Origin of the sequence: Mycobacterium mantenii (genome assembly GCF_010731775.1) — a bacterium.
GTDB lineage: Bacteria > Actinomycetota > Actinomycetes > Mycobacteriales > Mycobacteriaceae > Mycobacterium > Mycobacterium mantenii.
In genome coordinates this window covers 309,717-324,800 of the sequence record NZ_AP022590.1, presented here as the reverse complement: position 1 = coordinate 324,800, position 15,084 = coordinate 309,717, and the positions used below count along the sequence as shown (strand labels likewise).

Genomic DNA, 15,084 nt, shown 5'->3' with positions numbered 1-15,084 from the left:
CGCTTCGCCCGGCTGGACCGCGCTCGCGATCGCGATCGCCACTACACCTCGATGACGGTCGGCACGATCATCGGCTGCCGGCGGTAGGTTTCGCCCACCCACTTGCCGATGGTGCGCCGCACGCCCTGGGCGATGCGGCCCGGATCGGTGATGTTCTCGGCCAGCAGCGCTTCTAGTTCCGCCTCGACCCTGCGCACCGCGGGCTCGAGCGCCTTGGGATCTTCGGAGAAGCCGCGTGAATGCAGCTGCGGCGGGGCGACCGGACGTCCGGTGCCTCGCGCGACCACCACGGTCACCGCCACGAAACCCGACGACAGAATCAGCCGTTCGCCCAGGGTGATGTCGCCGACGTCGCCGTCGATCAGGCCGTCGACGAACATCTTGCCGACCGGCACCGCGCCGGCGATGGCGGCCTTGCCCGCAACCAGGTCGACGCTCACCCCGTTCTCGGCCAGCAGGATCGACTCCTCCGGCACGCCGGTGCTGGCCGCCAGTTTTGAGTTGGCGCGCAGCATGCGCCACGTCCCGTGCACGGGCATGACGTGGCGCGGCCGAATCCCGTTGTACAGGAACAACAGTTCGCCGGCGTAGGCGTGACCCGAAACATGCACGCGTGCTTGGGCATTGGTGACGACGCGGGCCCCGATCTTGGCGAGCTCGTCGATGACGCCGTAGACCGCCTCCTCGTTGCCCGGGATCAGCGACGACGCCAACACCACCAGGTCACCGGAGGTCAGCGTGATGCTGCGATGCTCCCCGCGCGACATCCGCGACAGCGCCGACATCGGCTCGCCCTGGGTGCCGGTGGTGATCAGCACCACCCGGTCGGCCGGCATCATCTCGGCGGCGCCGATGTCGATCACGTCCGAATCGGCCACCCGCAGGAACCCGAGCTCGCGGGCGATCCCCATGTTGCGCACCATGGATCGGCCGACGAACGAGACGCGCCGGCCCAAAGCGACTGCGGCGTCGATGATTTGCTGCACCCGGTCCACGTTGGAGGCGAAGCACGCAATGATGACGCGGCCGTCGGCGCCGCGGATCAGACGGTGCAGCGTCGGACCGACCTCGCTTTCCGACGGCCCCACGCCGGGGTGCTCGGAATTGGTTGAGTCGCATAGGAACAGGTCCACTCCCGTGTCCCCGAGCCGCGACATGCCGGGCAGGTCGGTGGGGCGGCCGTCCAAGGGAAGCTGGTCGAGCTTGATGTCACCGGTGTGCAAGACCGTTCCCGCACCGGTGTGCACGGCAATGGCCAGCGCGTCGGGGATGGAGTGGTTGACGGCGAAGTATTGGCACTCGAACACGCCGTGGCTGCTCTTCTGGCCCTCGGCCACCTCGACGAACACCGGCTTGAGACGGTGCTCGCGACACTTCGCGGCGACCAGCGCCAAGGTGAACTTCGAACCGACGACCGGGATGTCGGGACGCAGCTTGAGCAGGAACGGGATGCCGCCGATGTGGTCCTCGTGGGCGTGCGTGAGCACCAACGCCTCGATGTCGTCGAGCCGGTCGGAGATGTGGCGCAGATCCGGCAGGATCAGGTCGACCCCGGGCTCGTCGTGGGTGGGGAACATCACCCCGCAGTCGATGATCAACAGCCGGCCCAGGTGCTCGAAAACCGTCATGTTGCGGCCGATTTCACTGATGCCGCCAAGAGCGGTGACCCGCAACCCTCCCGTGGCCAAAGGGCCTGGCGGGGCGAGGTCTACATCCACTTCTCGGAAACTCCTCGGGTCACCGCAGCACCGAGGCCGCACGCATGTCCGCGGCCAACGCGTCGAGTTGCTCTGGCGTTGCGGGCATTTGCGGCAACCGCGGGTCGCCGACGTCGATGCCCTGCAGGCGCAGGCCGGCCTTGGACATCGTCACCCCGCCCAGGCGGGCCATCGCGTCGCACAGAGGGGCGACGGTGGCGTTGATCTTGCGGGCCGTGGCGATGTCCCCGGAGCTGAAGGCGGACAACATTTCCCGCAGCTGTCCCGCCGCCACGTGGGAGATCACGCTGATGAAGCCGATCGCGCCCATCGCCAGCCAGGGCAGGTTCAGCGCGTCGTCGCCGGAGTAGTAGGCGAGGCCGGTCTCGGCGATGATCTGGCCACCGCTGTGCAGGTCGGCCTTCGCGTCCTTGATTCCGACGATGTTGGGGTGGGCGGCCAGCGCACGGATGGTCTCGGGCTGGATCGGTATCACCGAACGGGGCGGGATGTCGTAGAGCAGCACCGGCAACTCGGTCGCGTCGGCAACGGCGGTGAAGTGGGCGATCAGCCCGCTCTGGGGAGGCTTCGAGTAGTACGGCGTGACCACCAGCAGCCCGTGGGCGCCCTCGGCCGCGCAGGCCTTGGCCAGCCGGACGCTGTGGGCGGTGTCATAGGTGCCGGCTCCGGCGATGACGCGGACCCGGTCGCCCACCGCCTCCAGAACCACGCGTAGCAGCTCTCGTTTCTCGTCGTCGGTGGTGGTCGGGGACTCGCCGGTGGTTCCGGAGACCACCAGCCCGTCGCAGCCGGCGTCGACCAGGTGATTGGCCAGTTGTGCGGCCGCGACGGTGTCGACGGAGCCGTCGGCGCCAAACGGTGTGACCATCGCGGTCAGCACGGTTCCCAACCGCGCTGGGGCGTCGAATCCGACCGTGCTCACGGTGTTCAGGTTACCTGGCGGCGGCAAGGTATTTAGCACCCATGTAAGCGCGCGCCGTTGCCACGACGGGTCAGGCTTCGGTCGCCAGCGGGCTGGTCGCGACCTCGGTGCCGTCGGCCAGGGTGGAGATCTCGAAGTCGGCGAATATTGCGGGGGCCACGCCCGCCAGCTGGCGCAGGCATTCGATGGCGAGCCGCCGGATCTCCACGTCGGCGTGCTCGCTGGCGCGCACCGCGATGAAGTGCCGCCACGCCCGGTAGTTGCCGGTCACGACAATGCGGGTCTCGGTCGCGTTGGGCAGCACGGCGCGGGCGGCCTGGCGGGCCTGCTTGCGCCGCAGCAGAGCGCTGGGCTGGTCGGCAAACCTGGCTTCCAGCTTGGTCAGCAGCTCGGTGTAGGTGCCGCGACTGGCGTCGGCGGCCTCGGTGAGGATCTGCTGCAGCTCCGGGTCGTCCTCCATGCCCGGCGGCACGACGACGCGCGAGTCCCGCTCGGGGACGTAGCGCTGCGACAGCTGCGAGTAGGAGAAGTGCCGATGCCGAATCAGCTCGTGGGTGCACGATCGCGAGATGCCGGTGATGTAGAACGACACGCTGGCGTGTTCGAGCACCGAAAAGTGGCCGACGTCGATGATGTGCTTGATGTAGCCGGCGTTGGTCGCGGTCTTGGGATTGGGTTTCGACCAGCTTTGATAACAGGCCCGGCCGGCGAACTCGACCAGCGCGGGGCCGCCGTCGGCGTCGGTGTTCCACGGCACGTCCGGGGGCGCCAAGAACTCGGTCTTGGCGATCAGTTGCACGCGCAGCGGCGCGATCTCGGCCACGGCGCTCACCTTAGCCGGGCGGACCGGAGTCGCCGACCCGCACCTTGCCGGCGACCAGCAACGGCAGCAGCCCGTCCCGGAATCCCGACAGCCGCGCGCTTTCGGTGCGGCGCGCATGACACAGCGCACCCAGACCGCTGAGCGTCCGCGACACCGCCGGGCTCAGCCGGCGGACGTCGGGCACCGCCACATCCAGCAGGTCGCGGGGTTGAATCCGCTGATGGCTGCCCGAGGTTCCCGCGGCCCGCTGCTGCAGGCGCAGCGAGATATCCGGCTGCCGCAGCGCCGACCACAGGGCCGAGGAATCGATGCCGACCGGCCTCAGCACGACGAACTCGGTGCTGGCCACGGCCATGTCCGACGGCAGGCTCGCCACGTTCCAGATCCGTGGGATCCGCGGGTTCAGCTTGGCGAAGAGAACGCACGGCTCGGTCAGCAGCAGCTTGGCGCTGCGCACCGCCGCGGCGTCGACCAGGCGGGGTTTGGCCCCGTCGTCGAACGCCGGAAGGCTGAAGTGGGCGACGCGATCGTCGAACTCGGTCACGTTGCGGGTCACGGTCGACCGGGTCGCCAGGCTCGACAGCCGCACGCGATCCGGCACCGATGCGGCGAGGGCGACCATCAGGCGTTCGGCGGTCTCGATGAGCCGGTCGTTGGCGGCTATCTTGTCGTCGAGGGCGCCCAGCAGTTCGGCGACCCGCCGGCGTTCGTCGGCCGCGACGGTGCACACCGGCACGTCGTTCAGGATCTTCTGGTTGAGCAGGGGCTGGCCCGACCCGGATCGGTGGTCGGCCAGCCGGCAGGTCTGCAGGGCGTAGTACCAATACCGGGTCTCCCGCGGGTCTTTGGCCCGGCACACCAGCGCGTTCTCGGTGACCCAGACATCGGAGTCGCAGTAGCGCAGGCTGCCGCAGTAGGAGCCGACGCGGCCGAGCACGACCAAGGGTCCGCTGGCGTTGTGTTCGGCGGCATAACCGATCGCGCCGTTGGCACCGTAGACGGGAAAGCGCCCGTCGGATGCCCGCGGCGCGCGGCTACCGGTGCTGAAGTCGAGGTGCTCGCCCAGGACGGTCTTCACCGCAGCCGCTCCAGCTGCTCGCGCACCGATTTCTCCGCGCGCGTCGATTCGTCGAGCGCGGCCAGCAGGTCGTCGGTCAATCGCGCGATCTTGTCGCCGACCGGCTCGTCGTCGTCCCGCTCGGTCGGTGCGTCCACATAGCGTCCCGGCGTCAGCGGGTAGCCCGCCGCCCTGATGTCGTCCAGCGGCACGGACCGGCAAAATCCCGGAACGTCTTGGTAAGTAGCGCCTTTGGCGAGGGCCGACGCCGCTCCCGACCACGCGTGATAGGTGTCGCCGATGCGGACGATCTCCTCGCTGGTCAGTGCGCGCTCGGCGCGGTCCACCAGGTGGCCCAGGCCACGCGCGTCGACGAACAGCACCTGGCCCGACCGGTGCCCCTTGTCCATGGCGAAGAACCACACGCACACCGGTATTCCGGTGCTCCGAAAGAGCTGAGCGGGCAATGCGACCATGCACGACACCAGATCCGCATCGACGATCCGGGCCCGGATGTCGCCCTCGCCCATCGCGTTGGACGACATCGAACCGTTGGCCATCACCACACCGGCCTGACCGCCGGGCGCCAGCTTGCACAGGATGTGTTGAATCCAAGCGTAATTCGCGTTGGTTGCGGGGGGAACACCGAAGCGCCAGCGCGGATCGTTCGGGTCACGCGCCCAATCCTTGATGTTGAAGGGCGGGTTGGCCATCACGTAGTCCATCTGCACACCGGCGTGCTGGTCGACGACCAGGGTGTCGGCGCACCGCGCGCCCAGGCCCGCGTCGTCGATGCCGTGCACGGCGAGGTTCATCTTCGCCATTCGCCAGGTCTGCTCCACGCTTTCCTGGCCGTAGACGGTGACTTTCGCGGGATCGCCCTGGTGTTCCGCGATGAACTGCTCGGTCTGCACGAACATCCCGCCCGAGCCGCAGCACGGGTCATACACGCGCCCGCCGGTCGGTTCGAGCACCTCGACGAGAAGCCGCACGACGCTGGGCGGGGTGAAGAATTCGCCGCCCCGCCGCCCTTCCGCGCGAGCGAAATTACCCAGAAAGTACTCGTACACCTCGCCCATCAGGTCCCCGCCCCGGCGGCCGCGATCGCCAAGGCGCGCGCCGTCGAGCACGGTCACCAGCTGGGCAAGGCGGCGCCGATCGAGGTTTTCGTACAGCCGGGGCAGCATCCCGACCAGCGCCGGGTTCGCCGTCATCACGGCATCCATCGCCTCATCTGCCAGCCGACCGAGGTGATCGGAATTCACGTTGTCCGTCAAAGCTTTCCAGTGCGGTTCGGAAACATGCTCGAGGAACACCAAGCCCAGGATCACGTCCTTGTACTGACTGGCCGACAGAGTGCCGCGCAGCTTCTCGGCCGCCTTCCACAGCGTGGCCTTGAGCTCCTTGGACGTCGACGCCGGCATCAGCTGACCCGCTTGGCCGCCGCGCGTAACTCGCCGGACAGATCACCGCGCCCGGCGACGCTGAATCCACCCAGTCCCAGCCAGGACGCCATGGATGCCAGTTCGCCGGCCAGCGCCGCGGCGACGCGGGCCTTGGGCACATCGGGCTCGCCGAACGCACCGAGGACCCGCAGCGAGTTGACGGCCCGGTCGGCCTTGAGGTCGACCCGCGCCACCAGCCGCCCGTCCATGAGCAGCGGCCACACGTAGTAGCCGTAGCGGCGCTGGGCGGCCGGGGTGTAAATCTCTATGCGGTAATGGAATTCGAATAGGCGCTCGACGCGCGGCCGGAAGAAGATCAGCGGGTCGAACGGACACAGCAGCGCGGTGCCGCGGTCCGCGCGGGGGACCGTGCGGCCCGCCCGCAGATAGGCCGGTGCCGACCAGCCGTCGACGTCGACTGGCTCAATGTCACCGGCGGCGACCAGCGCGGCGATCGCGGGCTTGGCCTGCTGGGCCGACAGCCGGAAGTAGTCGCGGAGGTCGGCCTCGGTGCCCACGCCCAGCGCGGTGGCGGCCCGCAGCACCAGTTCGCGGATCGCCTCGTCGTCGTCGACCTCGCGGGCCAGCACGCCGGCCGGCAGTACCCGCTCCACCAGGTCGTAGTGACGAGCGAAGCCGACCCGGGTGGCCGTGGTGAAGACCCCTGACGAGAACAGCGCCTCGGCCACCCACTTGGTGTCGCTGCGGGTGCCCCACCAGCTCCCTCGGGGCCCGCGCGGTTCGGCCTCGAGATGGGCCTCGATCTGTCCGGCGGTGCTGGGCCCGAGCTCGGCGACGGCGGCGACGATCTTGTCGGCAAGTTCCGGGTTTGCCTTGACGATGTGGGTGCCCCATCGGCCGTGCCGGTACTGGCGCATCCGCCAGCGCAATAGCGGCCAGTCCTCGACGGCCATCAGCGCGGCCTCGTGCGCCCAGTATTCGGCCAGCAGCCGCGACGAGCGCGGGCCCCAGGCGGCGCGGTCGAGCACGTCACGCTCATACGGGCCGAGCCGGCTGAATACCGGAGCGTAGTGCGCGCGCACCGCCACCGAGACCGAATCCAGTTGCAGCACTTGGATCCTGGAGATCAGTCGCTTCAGGTGGGCCCGGGTGATCTGGCCACCGGGCCGGGCCTCGCTAAAACCTTGGGCCGCAACGGCTATCCGCCGGGCTTGGGCGGCCGATAGCCTGCGGGTCGACACGGCGCTGAGAATACCGGCCGGGTCCGACGTGCTGCGCTACGACGCTGAACCGGCGCTGACTTTCTCGTCCAGCCGCGCTTTCTCGTCCAACCGCGCCACGGAATCGGTCTCGGGCGCATTCGTTTGTTCCTCGTAGGCCGCCTCGAGAGCTTTCGGAACGTCGCCGAGGTCGCGGTACACGCCCATCAATTGCTCGAGAATCCGGATCCGTTGCCGACTCGCCTCGTCCACGGCCCTTCGGGCCTCGTCACGATCCCGGTCGGCCCGCTCCTTCGCCTCGGCGAGCAGCCGCTCACGCGCCTGCTGGGCGTCTTCGCGCAGGCTGACCAGCTCGGCCTCGAGCTTTTCCTTGGTCTCCTGATACTCGGCTTCCATGGCTTCCCGCTGCGCGGCCATGTCTGACAGCATCTGCTCGCGCTTCCGCTGGGTTTCCTCGGCCTCGGCCTCGGCCGCCGCGATCAGCGCATCCGCTTCGGCCCGCGCCTCGGCCTGCATCTCGGCCACCTCGTCGACCGCGCGGCTGAGCATCTTCGCCATCCGCTGCTGCACGGCGTGCGGCGACGGCGAGGTGTCGGTGAGCGCGGCCACCTCCTTGCGCAGCGCGGCCGTCTGATCGCCGGATTCCTGCAACCGGGCCCGCAGGCTCGACACGTCGTCAAGCAGCAACTGCTGCTTGGTGGCCAGCATCTCGATGTGGGCGTCAACTGCGGCCGCATCGTAGCCCATGAACTTTCGAGAGAACGTCTTCACGGGTTCGGTATTCACTGCCAATTCCCCCTATCTCTCCGAACGCCTGGTTGCCCTGTGCGACCGACCCCCGTGTCCGAGTATGTCAGGTCAGGCGGAGGGCGCGAACGGGAGCGCGGACGCCCGGCGATAGCTGTGGAAGCGATACCGGAAGCCCGAGCGGCTGGCCAGCCACTCCCCCGTTTCACCCACCCACGTGTCGTCCAGCGTCGGCGCCAGCGCGTCGTCGTCATCGCGGCGCAAATCGATTTCGATCTCGGTGACCTCGCAGCGGGTGGCGTACGGCAGCGCCAGCAAATAGACCTGCTCGCCCCCGATGACCCAGACCTCGGGCCCGCCCGCGCCATCGGCGAGGGCGTCCTCCAGGGACCCGACCACCCGCGCCCCCTCGGCGACGAAGCCGGCGTCGCGGGACAGGACGAGGTTGCGGCGGCCCGGCAAGGGCCGCACCTTCGCCGGTAACGAATCCCACGTCCGCCGGCCCATGATCACCGGGTGGCCCATGGTCACCTCTTTGAACCGGGACAGATCTTCCGGCACCTTCCAGGGGATGTCGCCACCGCGCCCGATGACGCCTGAGGTCGACTGGGCCCACACCAGGCCCACGCCCGCCGTACGCGTCATACCGCGACGGGGGCTTTGATCGCCGGGTGCGGGTCGTAATTCTTTACGACAACGTCGTCGTAAGTGTAATGGAAAATCGAATCCCTAGCTCCCAGAACGAGTTCCGGATACGGCCGGGGCTCGCGGCTCAGCTGCAGCCGCACCTGTTCGACATGGTTGTCGTAGATGTGGCAGTCCCCGCCGGTCCACACGAAATCACCGACCGAGAGGCCGGACTGGGCGGCCATCATGTGTGTCAGAAGCGCGTAGCTGGCGATGTTGAACGGCACGCCCAGGAACAGGTCGGCGCTGCGCTGGTAGAGCTGGCAACTCAGCCGCCCGTCGGCCACGTAGAACTGGAAGAACGCGTGACAGGGCGGCAGCGCCATCTGCGGGATTTCGCCGACGTTCCAGGCCGAGACGATGATGCGCCGCGAGTTCGGATCGGTGCGCAGCAGGTCCAGGGCCGCGCTGATCTGATCGACGTGCTCACCCGACGGCGTGGGCCAGGACCGCCACTGCACACCGTAGATTGGCCCGAGATCGCCTGTGCTGCTTGCCCATTCATCCCAGATGGTGACGCCGTGCTCGCGCAGCCAGGCGACGTTGGAATCGCCGCGCAGGAACCAGAGCAATTCGTAGACCACCGACTTCAGGTGCACCTTCTTGGTGGTGAGCAGCGGGAAACCGGCCGACAGGTCATAGCGCAGCTGCTGACCGAACAGGCTGCGGGTCCCGGTGCCGGTGCGGTCGGATTTCGCCGTTCCCCGATCGAGCACCAGGCGGAGCAAGTCCTCGTAGGGCGTCGAGATCGGCACGCGGTCAGCTTAGCGTCGATAGCAAGCGCGGCGTAGCCGGGCGCGGCGGGTCGGCGCCGGTGAATTCGGGGCTCCGCGCGCGGAGTAGAACGGGTGCCATGCCGAACATCATCGACGTCGTCACCACCCCCGATGGCACCTGCACGGTGCACCTGTTCACCCCCGACGGCCCGGAATCCCAAGTCCCGTGGCCCGGTGTGGTCATGTACCCCGACGCCGGCGGCGTGCGCGACACGTTCCAGCAGATGGCGGCCAAGCTGGCCGGTTACGGCTATGCCGTGCTGCTGCCGGATGTCTACTACCGCACCGCCGACTGGGCGCCCTTCGACATGGCGACCGTCTTCGGCGACAAAAAGGAGCGCGGCCGGCTGTTCTCGATGATCGGCAGCGTCACCCCGGACCGCATGGCCGCCGACGCGAGCGCGTTCTTCGACTATCTGGCCGCCCGCCCCGAGGTGGTCGGCGAGCGATTCGGGGTGTGCGGCTACTGCATGGGCGGCCGGACGGCGCTCATCGTGGCCGGCCGGGTGCCCGACCGGGTGGCGGCCGCGGCGTCGTTCCACGGCGGCGGCCTGGTGACCGACACCGAAGACAGCCCGCACCTGCTGGCCGACCGGATCCGCGCCACGGTGTACATCGGCGGCGCCCAGAACGACGCGTCGTTCACCGCCGATCACGCAGAACAGCTCGAGAAGGCGCTGACGGCGGCCGGCGTGCAGCACACCATCGAGTGGTATTCGGCCGGCCACGGATTCGCGGTTCCGGACAACGCGCCCTACGACGCCGCCGCGGCCGAGCGGCATTGGGACGCGATGACGGCGGTGTTCGCCGCAGCGCTACCGCGATAGCGCGTTCACCAGCAGCTTCGCCGCCACCGCGGCGCCGTCGGCGCGGATGGTGGCGGCCACCGCGCTCGCACGCGCGCGGGCCGGTTCGGTCAGCGCCGCCTTGAGCGCCGCCGAGAGCGACTCGGTGCTCGGGGCGGGACCGTCGTGGGCGGCGCCGATGCCCAGGTCTCTCACCCGGCCCGCCCAGTACGGCTGGTCGGCGCCCTGGGGCACCACCACCTGCGGCGCGCCGGCCCGGGCGGCGGCCGTCGTGGTGCCCGCCCCACCGTGGTGCACGACGGCGGCGACCCGCCCGAACAGCGCCTGGTGGTTGACGTCGCCGACGGCGAAGCAGTCGTCCCGGTCGTCGATCGGGGCCAGCCCTGCCCAGCCGCGCGACACCAGGACGCGGCGGCCCTGGGCGCGGACCGCCTCGATGGCCGTCCGGGCGACGTCCGCTGAGGCGCGCATGGGCATGCTGCCGAAACCCACGTAGACCGGCGGTGCGCCGGCCTCGAGGAATGTCACCAACTCGGCCGGCAGCGGGCGTTCGTCGCGCCGCAGCCAGGCGCCCGTCTGGACCACGTCGAGGTCGCCGGGCCGCCACGGGTCCAGGATCGGATCCGTCGCCAGCCACGGGCAGTCGGTCAGCGCGTAGTCGCGCAGGTTGTCCAACGGCGGCAGGCCGAGGGACGCCCGGTGACCGTTGAGCGTCTCGCCGAACAGCTCCTGCATGTGGCGGCCATCGAGTTGCCACAGCACCCGGTTGTCGACCGTGCCCAAAGCGAACGGCCCGTTCGCGTACGCCGGCGGCGGGTGGTGCGGCGACGGCAGGATGGTGGGCTGGTAACTCGCGTAGACGTACGGGATCCCCAGGCTTTCCGATGCCGACCGGGCGGCGGCCGCGGCCGGCGGAAAGCCGGCCACCACCAACGCATCGCAGCCCTGTGCCGCGGCGGCCACGGTGTCGAATTGGGCCGCGATCAACCCGTCCAGGTGCCGGCGCAAGACCTCCTCCGAGGGCGTCGCCCCGGTCTTCATCGCGCGCAGTGAGTCGCCGAAAGGCAGCATCTGCACGCCGACACCGGCCAGCAGCTCAACGAATTCGGCATCCGGCGGCGCGCTCACCCGTGCGTCGATGCCGAGTGTCCGCAACTGCACCGCGAGCGCCGCCAGCGGCTCGACGCCTCCGCGCGAGTCGTACGCCGACAGCAACACTCGCATTCGCCGCTCCCCACCTGCCCGGTCGGCAAACCTTATCGCCGGCGGAGCGCCTTGCAGCGAAGCTCGCGGCGAGATTCGGGCGCCCCGGCCGACTTTCGCCAGCGCACGCGTAAAAAATCACCGCGAGCGAAAGGATGTGATCGCGCGCGCCGCCGAGCGTCAAAACGCCGGCAGGTCCACCAATTCGGCCAGGCGGGCGCGGTGCCGGTAGGCGGTGCCGAATGCCAACTGGTCGCTCTTGGCCCGCTTGAGGTACAGGTGCGCGGGATATTCCCAGGTCATGCCGATGCCGCCGTGCAGCTGTACGCACTCCTCGGCGGCATGCACGGCGACATCGCTGCAGTAGGCCTGGGCGATGGCCGCCGCGGCGTCCGCGTCTTCCCCGCCCCGGGCGCAGGTGTCGGCGGCATAACGGGCCGCGGCCGTCGCGGCACCGACCTCGAACCACAGATCCGCCAACCGGTGCTTGATCGCCTGGTAGGAGCCGATGGTGCGGCCGAACTGCCTGCGTTCCCTGGTGTACTGCAGCGTGGTCTCGAAGCACCATTGGGCGACCCCGAGTTGCTCGGCGGCGAGCAGGGCCGCCCCGGTCCGGATGGCTTCGGTGACCGACTGGTCGCCCGCCCCGGCTCGCGATGACGGCGTTCCCGAAAACGACACGGCAGCAAGGGTTCTGGTCATATCGAGCGCGAGCAACGGTGAAATCCGCACGCCCGCCGCATCGCGGGCTACGGTATGCAACTCGAGCCCGTCCGGGCCGGCGACCGGGACCACCAGCACGTCGGCAACGTCGGCACCGGCCACGCTGGTGACGGTCCCGCTCAGTCCGTCGGCGTCGCCGCCGACGACTGTGATCGGATCGCCCGGCGCGCTCGACAGCGGCACCACCAACGCCGCCGTCAGTTCGCCCTGGGCCAGCGCCGACACGGTCTCGGTGTCCCCGGCCCGCGACAGTGCGATCGTGGCGAGGACCGCGCTGGACAAAAACGGCACCGGTGCCACGGCCCGGCCGATCTCCTCCATGACCACGGCGGCCTCGCGCGCGCTCGCGCCGGCGCCGCCGAGCGACTCCGGAACCAGCAGGCCGGCGACGCCCAGCTCGGCGGCCAGTGTGCGCCACACACCCGAAAAGTTCTGTGGTTCAGGGTCATAGACGCGGGCCACCGATTCGGGCGGGCACCGCTCGGCGAACAGCTGACGGACGCCGGCCCGCAGTGCCTCTTCGGTGTCGGAGTACAGCAGGTCGGCGGTGTGCGCGCTCATCGGGGCAGGTCCTTCCAGGCGACGTCCTTGTCGACGCGATGTTCGCCGGGCAGGCCGAGGATCCGCTCGGCGATGGTGTTGCGCAGGATCTCCGACGTGCCGCCCTCGATCGAGTTGCCGCGCGCCCGCAGGTAGCGGTAGCCCGGCTCGCGACCGACCAGGTCGACCGTCTCGGGCCTGCGCATGGTCCAGTCGTCGTAGAGCAGCCCCGCTTCGCCGTGCAGCTCGATCTCGAAGCCCGAAATCGCTTGTGCCAGCTTGGCGAACGCCACCTTCATGCCGGCACCCTCGGGGCCGGGCTGACCGGTGGCGGCCTGTTGCCGCAGCCGTTCGCCGGCGAGCCGAAGGACCTCCGCCTCCACCCACAGCCGCATCAGCTGGTCGTGCATCGCAGGGTTGCGCAGCGCCGGGTCGTCGCGCCAGGCGTCGGCGACCTTGCCGATGTGACCACCTTCCCGCGGCGCACCCGCGCGGGAACCGATCGCGACCCGCTCGTTGTTGAGGGTGGTGGTCGCGACGCGCCAGCCGCCACCCTCCGGGCCGAGCCGATTCGCATCGGGCACCCAGACGTCGGTGAGGAACACCTCGTTGAATTCCGCCTCGCCGGTGATCTGGCGCAACGGCCGGATCTCGACACCGGGTTGCGTCATGTCGCACAGAAAATAAGTCAGACCATAGTGTTTGGGCACCGTCGGATCGGTCCGCGCGACCAGGATGGCCATCTGCGCGTGCTGCGCCTGCGACGTCCACACCTTTTGCCCGTTGACGATCCAATCGTCGCCGTCGCGGACCGCCCGCGTGGCCACCCCGGCCAGGTCCGATCCCGCGCCGGGTTCGCTGAACAGCTGACAGTAGATCTGCTCGCCGGTGAACAACGGGCGCAGGAACTTTCGCTTCTGCTCGTCGGTGCCGAACGCCGCGATCGTCGGCGCCGCCATGCCCATGCCGATGTAGTTCTTCGGCGTGCCTCCCACCGGCGCACCGGCGGCGGCCAGCTTTGCGTCGACGCGCTCCTGCGCGGTGCGCGGCAGATCCAGTCCGCCGAAACCGCGCGGCAGATGCACCCAGGCCAGGCCCGCATCGTATTGCGCGCCAAGGAAATCCCGCGGGCTGCTGGTCGCCGGATCGTGCTCGTCGAGCAGTGCCTGCACCCGCGCGTCCAGGTCGGCGGTGTCAACGGCGGTCATTGCCCGCCGCCCGGCGCGGACTGGAATCCCTGTGCGGCGCCGAGCAGCAATCCACCGTCGATCACCATGGTCTCGCCAGTGATCCAGCTGGCCGCGTCGGACACCAAAAAGGCGACCGCCGCGGCCACGTCGATCGGCTCCCCGATGCGCCCGAGCGCGATCGACGACGCGAGTGAGTCCTCGTGGTCCTTCCATAGCGCCTCGGCCAGCCGGGTGCGTACTACACCCGGGCATATCGCGTTGACCCTGACGCGGGGCGAAAGTTCCAGTGCCAGTTGCTTGGTGACGTGGATCAGCGCGGCCTTGGTGGCGTTGTACATGCCCATCGCCGGCGATTGGTGAATGCCGCCGATCGAAGCCGTGTTGACGATCGTCCCGCCGTGTTCACCCATCCAGGACTTGACGACGAGCGAGGTCCACAGCAGCGGAGCCCACAGGTTGACGTCGAAGATCTTGGTGAACCGCGCGTGATCCTGGTCGATCAGCTGTCCGTAGGCCGGGTTGGTTCCGGCATTGTTGACCAGGATGTCGATGCCGCCGAATCGCTCCAGCGTGAGCTCGATGCAGCGCCGCGCCGCGTCCTCGTCGACCGCGTGGGCACCGACACCGAGGGCCTGCTTTCCCACCTGGGCGGCGGCCTCGTCGGCTGCCTCCTGCTTACGCGCGGTGAGCACCACATTGGCCCCGGCGGCCGCCAGCTGCTGGGCGATCGCAAGCCCGATTCCACGCGATGCACCGATGATGATCGCGGTGCGGCCGGTCAGATCTTGTGAGGTCATGGATGCGGGCCTTCCGTCGCGGTGAGAGCCACCGCGGGCAGCGGAGACTTCGTTTGCTGTCGAATTTTATTCGCGATGTTTTGGACACATGTGGAGGTGGTATGCCACGCGCATGTTATCGAAATTGACACTCATGAAACCGCTGGTTGTTGCCGGTGCTGTCGCTGCGGCCATCGCCGCCGCCCCCGCCGCCGCCGCTGACATGTATGTCGCCGGACCAGCCGCCAACTCCCCCGCCCCCACCCACATCACCTTCAAAGACGACCCGGGCGGCGGCGGCTGCGACGCCAACGGAAACTGCGGCTCGGGCGGCCAGTTCAACGGTCCCGGCGGCGGCCCGGGCGGCCAGGGCTGCGTCCCGGGCGTCGGCTGCGGCTCCGGCGGACAGAACGCGGGACCGGGTGGCATCCCCGGCGGTACCGGATGTCTGCCCGGCGTCGGTTGCGGTTCCGGCCACGCCTGATCGTCC

General features: G+C 69.3%; 15 protein-coding genes. 2 read left to right on the top strand and 13 right to left on the bottom strand.

Going from position 1 to position 15,084, the window contains the following annotated elements:
* Nucleotides 1–41 precede the first annotated feature (41 nt).
* The 9 genes from G6N50_RS01605 to G6N50_RS01565 all read right to left on the bottom strand — a co-directional run bounded on the left by G6N50_RS01605 (nt 42) and on the right by G6N50_RS01565 (nt 9,335).
* On the bottom strand, nt 42–1,718 hold the full coding sequence (locus G6N50_RS01605) for a ribonuclease J (protein WP_083096441.1): 1,677 nt from the start codon (nt 1,716–1,718) through the stop codon (nt 42–44).
* Nucleotides 1,719–1,737: 19 nt separating this feature from the next.
* Complete coding sequence (gene dapA, locus G6N50_RS01600) at nt 1,738–2,640, bottom strand: 4-hydroxy-tetrahydrodipicolinate synthase (RefSeq protein WP_083096443.1); 903 nt, start codon at nt 2,638–2,640, stop codon at nt 1,738–1,740.
* A gap of 70 nt (nt 2,641–2,710) precedes the next feature.
* On the bottom strand, nt 2,711–3,463 hold the full coding sequence (gene thyX / locus G6N50_RS01595; RefSeq protein WP_083096476.1) for an FAD-dependent thymidylate synthase: 753 nt from the start codon (nt 3,461–3,463) through the stop codon (nt 2,711–2,713).
* A gap of 10 nt (nt 3,464–3,473) precedes the next feature.
* Nucleotides 3,474–4,541 (bottom strand): restriction endonuclease subunit S, encoded by a 1,068-nt coding sequence (locus G6N50_RS01590; RefSeq protein WP_083096444.1) that lies wholly within the window; start codon nt 4,539–4,541, stop codon nt 3,474–3,476.
* Nucleotides 4,538–5,944 (bottom strand): class I SAM-dependent DNA methyltransferase, encoded by a 1,407-nt coding sequence (locus G6N50_RS01585; protein WP_083096446.1) that lies wholly within the window; start codon nt 5,942–5,944, stop codon nt 4,538–4,540. Before G6N50_RS01585 ends, G6N50_RS01590 begins: the two co-directional genes overlap by 4 nt.
* Nucleotides 5,944–7,167 carry a winged helix-turn-helix domain-containing protein gene (locus G6N50_RS01580; protein ID WP_083096447.1) on the bottom strand — a complete coding sequence of 408 codons (1,224 nt, stop codon included), beginning with the start codon at nt 7,165–7,167 and terminating at the stop codon, nt 5,944–5,946. The genes G6N50_RS01585 and G6N50_RS01580 overlap by 1 nt, the downstream gene beginning before the upstream one ends.
* A 36-nt stretch (nt 7,168–7,203) precedes the next feature.
* Nucleotides 7,204–7,893 (bottom strand): cell division protein DivIVA, encoded by a 690-nt coding sequence (locus G6N50_RS01575; RefSeq protein ID WP_276053177.1) that lies wholly within the window; start codon nt 7,891–7,893, stop codon nt 7,204–7,206.
* A gap of 111 nt (nt 7,894–8,004) precedes the next feature.
* Complete coding sequence (locus G6N50_RS01570) at nt 8,005–8,538, bottom strand: dihydrofolate reductase (RefSeq protein ID WP_083096450.1); 534 nt, start codon at nt 8,536–8,538, stop codon at nt 8,005–8,007.
* Entirely contained in the window at nt 8,535–9,335 is an 801-nt protein-coding gene (locus tag G6N50_RS01565) for a thymidylate synthase (protein ID WP_083096452.1), read from the bottom strand. The genes G6N50_RS01570 and G6N50_RS01565 overlap by 4 nt, the downstream gene beginning before the upstream one ends.
* 98 nt (nt 9,336–9,433) lie before the next feature.
* Here G6N50_RS01565 and G6N50_RS01560 point away from each other — a divergent pair, with 98 nt between their 5' ends.
* Nucleotides 9,434–10,183 carry a dienelactone hydrolase family protein gene (locus G6N50_RS01560; RefSeq protein WP_083096453.1) on the top strand — a complete coding sequence of 250 codons (750 nt, stop codon included), beginning with the start codon at nt 9,434–9,436 and terminating at the stop codon, nt 10,181–10,183.
* Here the strand turns inward: G6N50_RS01560 and G6N50_RS01555 are convergent.
* The 4 genes from G6N50_RS01555 to G6N50_RS01540 form a co-directional block, all read right to left on the bottom strand.
* A complete protein-coding gene (locus G6N50_RS01555) occupies nt 10,172–11,386 on the bottom strand; it encodes a glycosyltransferase (protein ID WP_083096455.1) in 1,215 nt (404 codons plus the stop codon). The genes G6N50_RS01560 and G6N50_RS01555 overlap by 12 nt on opposite strands.
* Nucleotides 11,387–11,545: 159 nt before the next feature.
* Nucleotides 11,546–12,649, bottom strand: a complete 1,104-nt coding sequence (locus G6N50_RS01550) for an acyl-CoA dehydrogenase family protein (RefSeq protein WP_083096456.1) — start codon at nt 12,647–12,649, stop codon at nt 11,546–11,548.
* Nucleotides 12,646–13,836: an acyl-CoA dehydrogenase family protein gene (locus G6N50_RS01545; RefSeq protein WP_083096458.1), complete on the bottom strand. Its 1,191-nt coding sequence runs from the start codon at nt 13,834–13,836 to the stop codon at nt 12,646–12,648. The genes G6N50_RS01550 and G6N50_RS01545 overlap by 4 nt, the downstream gene beginning before the upstream one ends.
* The gene (locus G6N50_RS01540) at nt 13,833–14,615 is read right to left on the bottom strand and encodes an SDR family oxidoreductase (RefSeq protein WP_083096459.1); all 783 of its coding nucleotides are present in this window, start codon (nt 14,613–14,615) and stop codon (nt 13,833–13,835) included. The genes G6N50_RS01545 and G6N50_RS01540 overlap by 4 nt, the downstream gene beginning before the upstream one ends.
* Nucleotides 14,616–14,748: 133 nt before the next feature.
* On the opposite strand from G6N50_RS01540, the gene G6N50_RS01535 reads away from it, so the two are divergent.
* Nucleotides 14,749–15,078: a PE-PGRS family protein gene (locus G6N50_RS01535; protein ID WP_163650800.1), complete on the top strand. Its 330-nt coding sequence runs from the start codon at nt 14,749–14,751 to the stop codon at nt 15,076–15,078.
* Nucleotides 15,079–15,084 lie beyond the last annotated feature (6 nt).

Excerpts from the sequence above, each read along its gene's own strand:
- G6N50_RS01585 (WP_083096446.1), bottom strand. The coding sequence starts at position 5,944 with ATGCCGGCGTCGACGTCCAAGGAGCTCAAGGCCACGCTGTGGAAGGCG.
- G6N50_RS01550 (WP_083096456.1), bottom strand. The coding sequence starts at position 12,649 with ATGAGCGCGCACACCGCCGACCTGCTGTACTCCGACACCGAAGAGGCA.
- G6N50_RS01570 (WP_083096450.1), bottom strand. The coding sequence starts at position 8,538 with ATGACGCGTACGGCGGGCGTGGGCCTGGTGTGGGCCCAGTCGACCTCA.
- G6N50_RS01535 (WP_163650800.1), top strand. The coding sequence starts at position 14,749 with ATGAAACCGCTGGTTGTTGCCGGTGCTGTCGCTGCGGCCATCGCCGCC.
- G6N50_RS01545 (WP_083096458.1), bottom strand. The coding sequence starts at position 13,836 with ATGACCGCCGTTGACACCGCCGACCTGGACGCGCGGGTGCAGGCACTG.
- G6N50_RS01575 (WP_276053177.1), bottom strand. The coding sequence starts at position 7,893 with ATGGGCTACGATGCGGCCGCAGTTGACGCCCACATCGAGATGCTGGCC.
- G6N50_RS01560 (WP_083096453.1), top strand. The coding sequence starts at position 9,434 with ATGCCGAACATCATCGACGTCGTCACCACCCCCGATGGCACCTGCACG.
- G6N50_RS01540 (WP_083096459.1), bottom strand. The coding sequence starts at position 14,615 with ATGACCTCACAAGATCTGACCGGCCGCACCGCGATCATCATCGGTGCA.
- G6N50_RS01555 (WP_083096455.1), bottom strand. The coding sequence starts at position 11,386 with ATGCGAGTGTTGCTGTCGGCGTACGACTCGCGCGGAGGCGTCGAGCCG.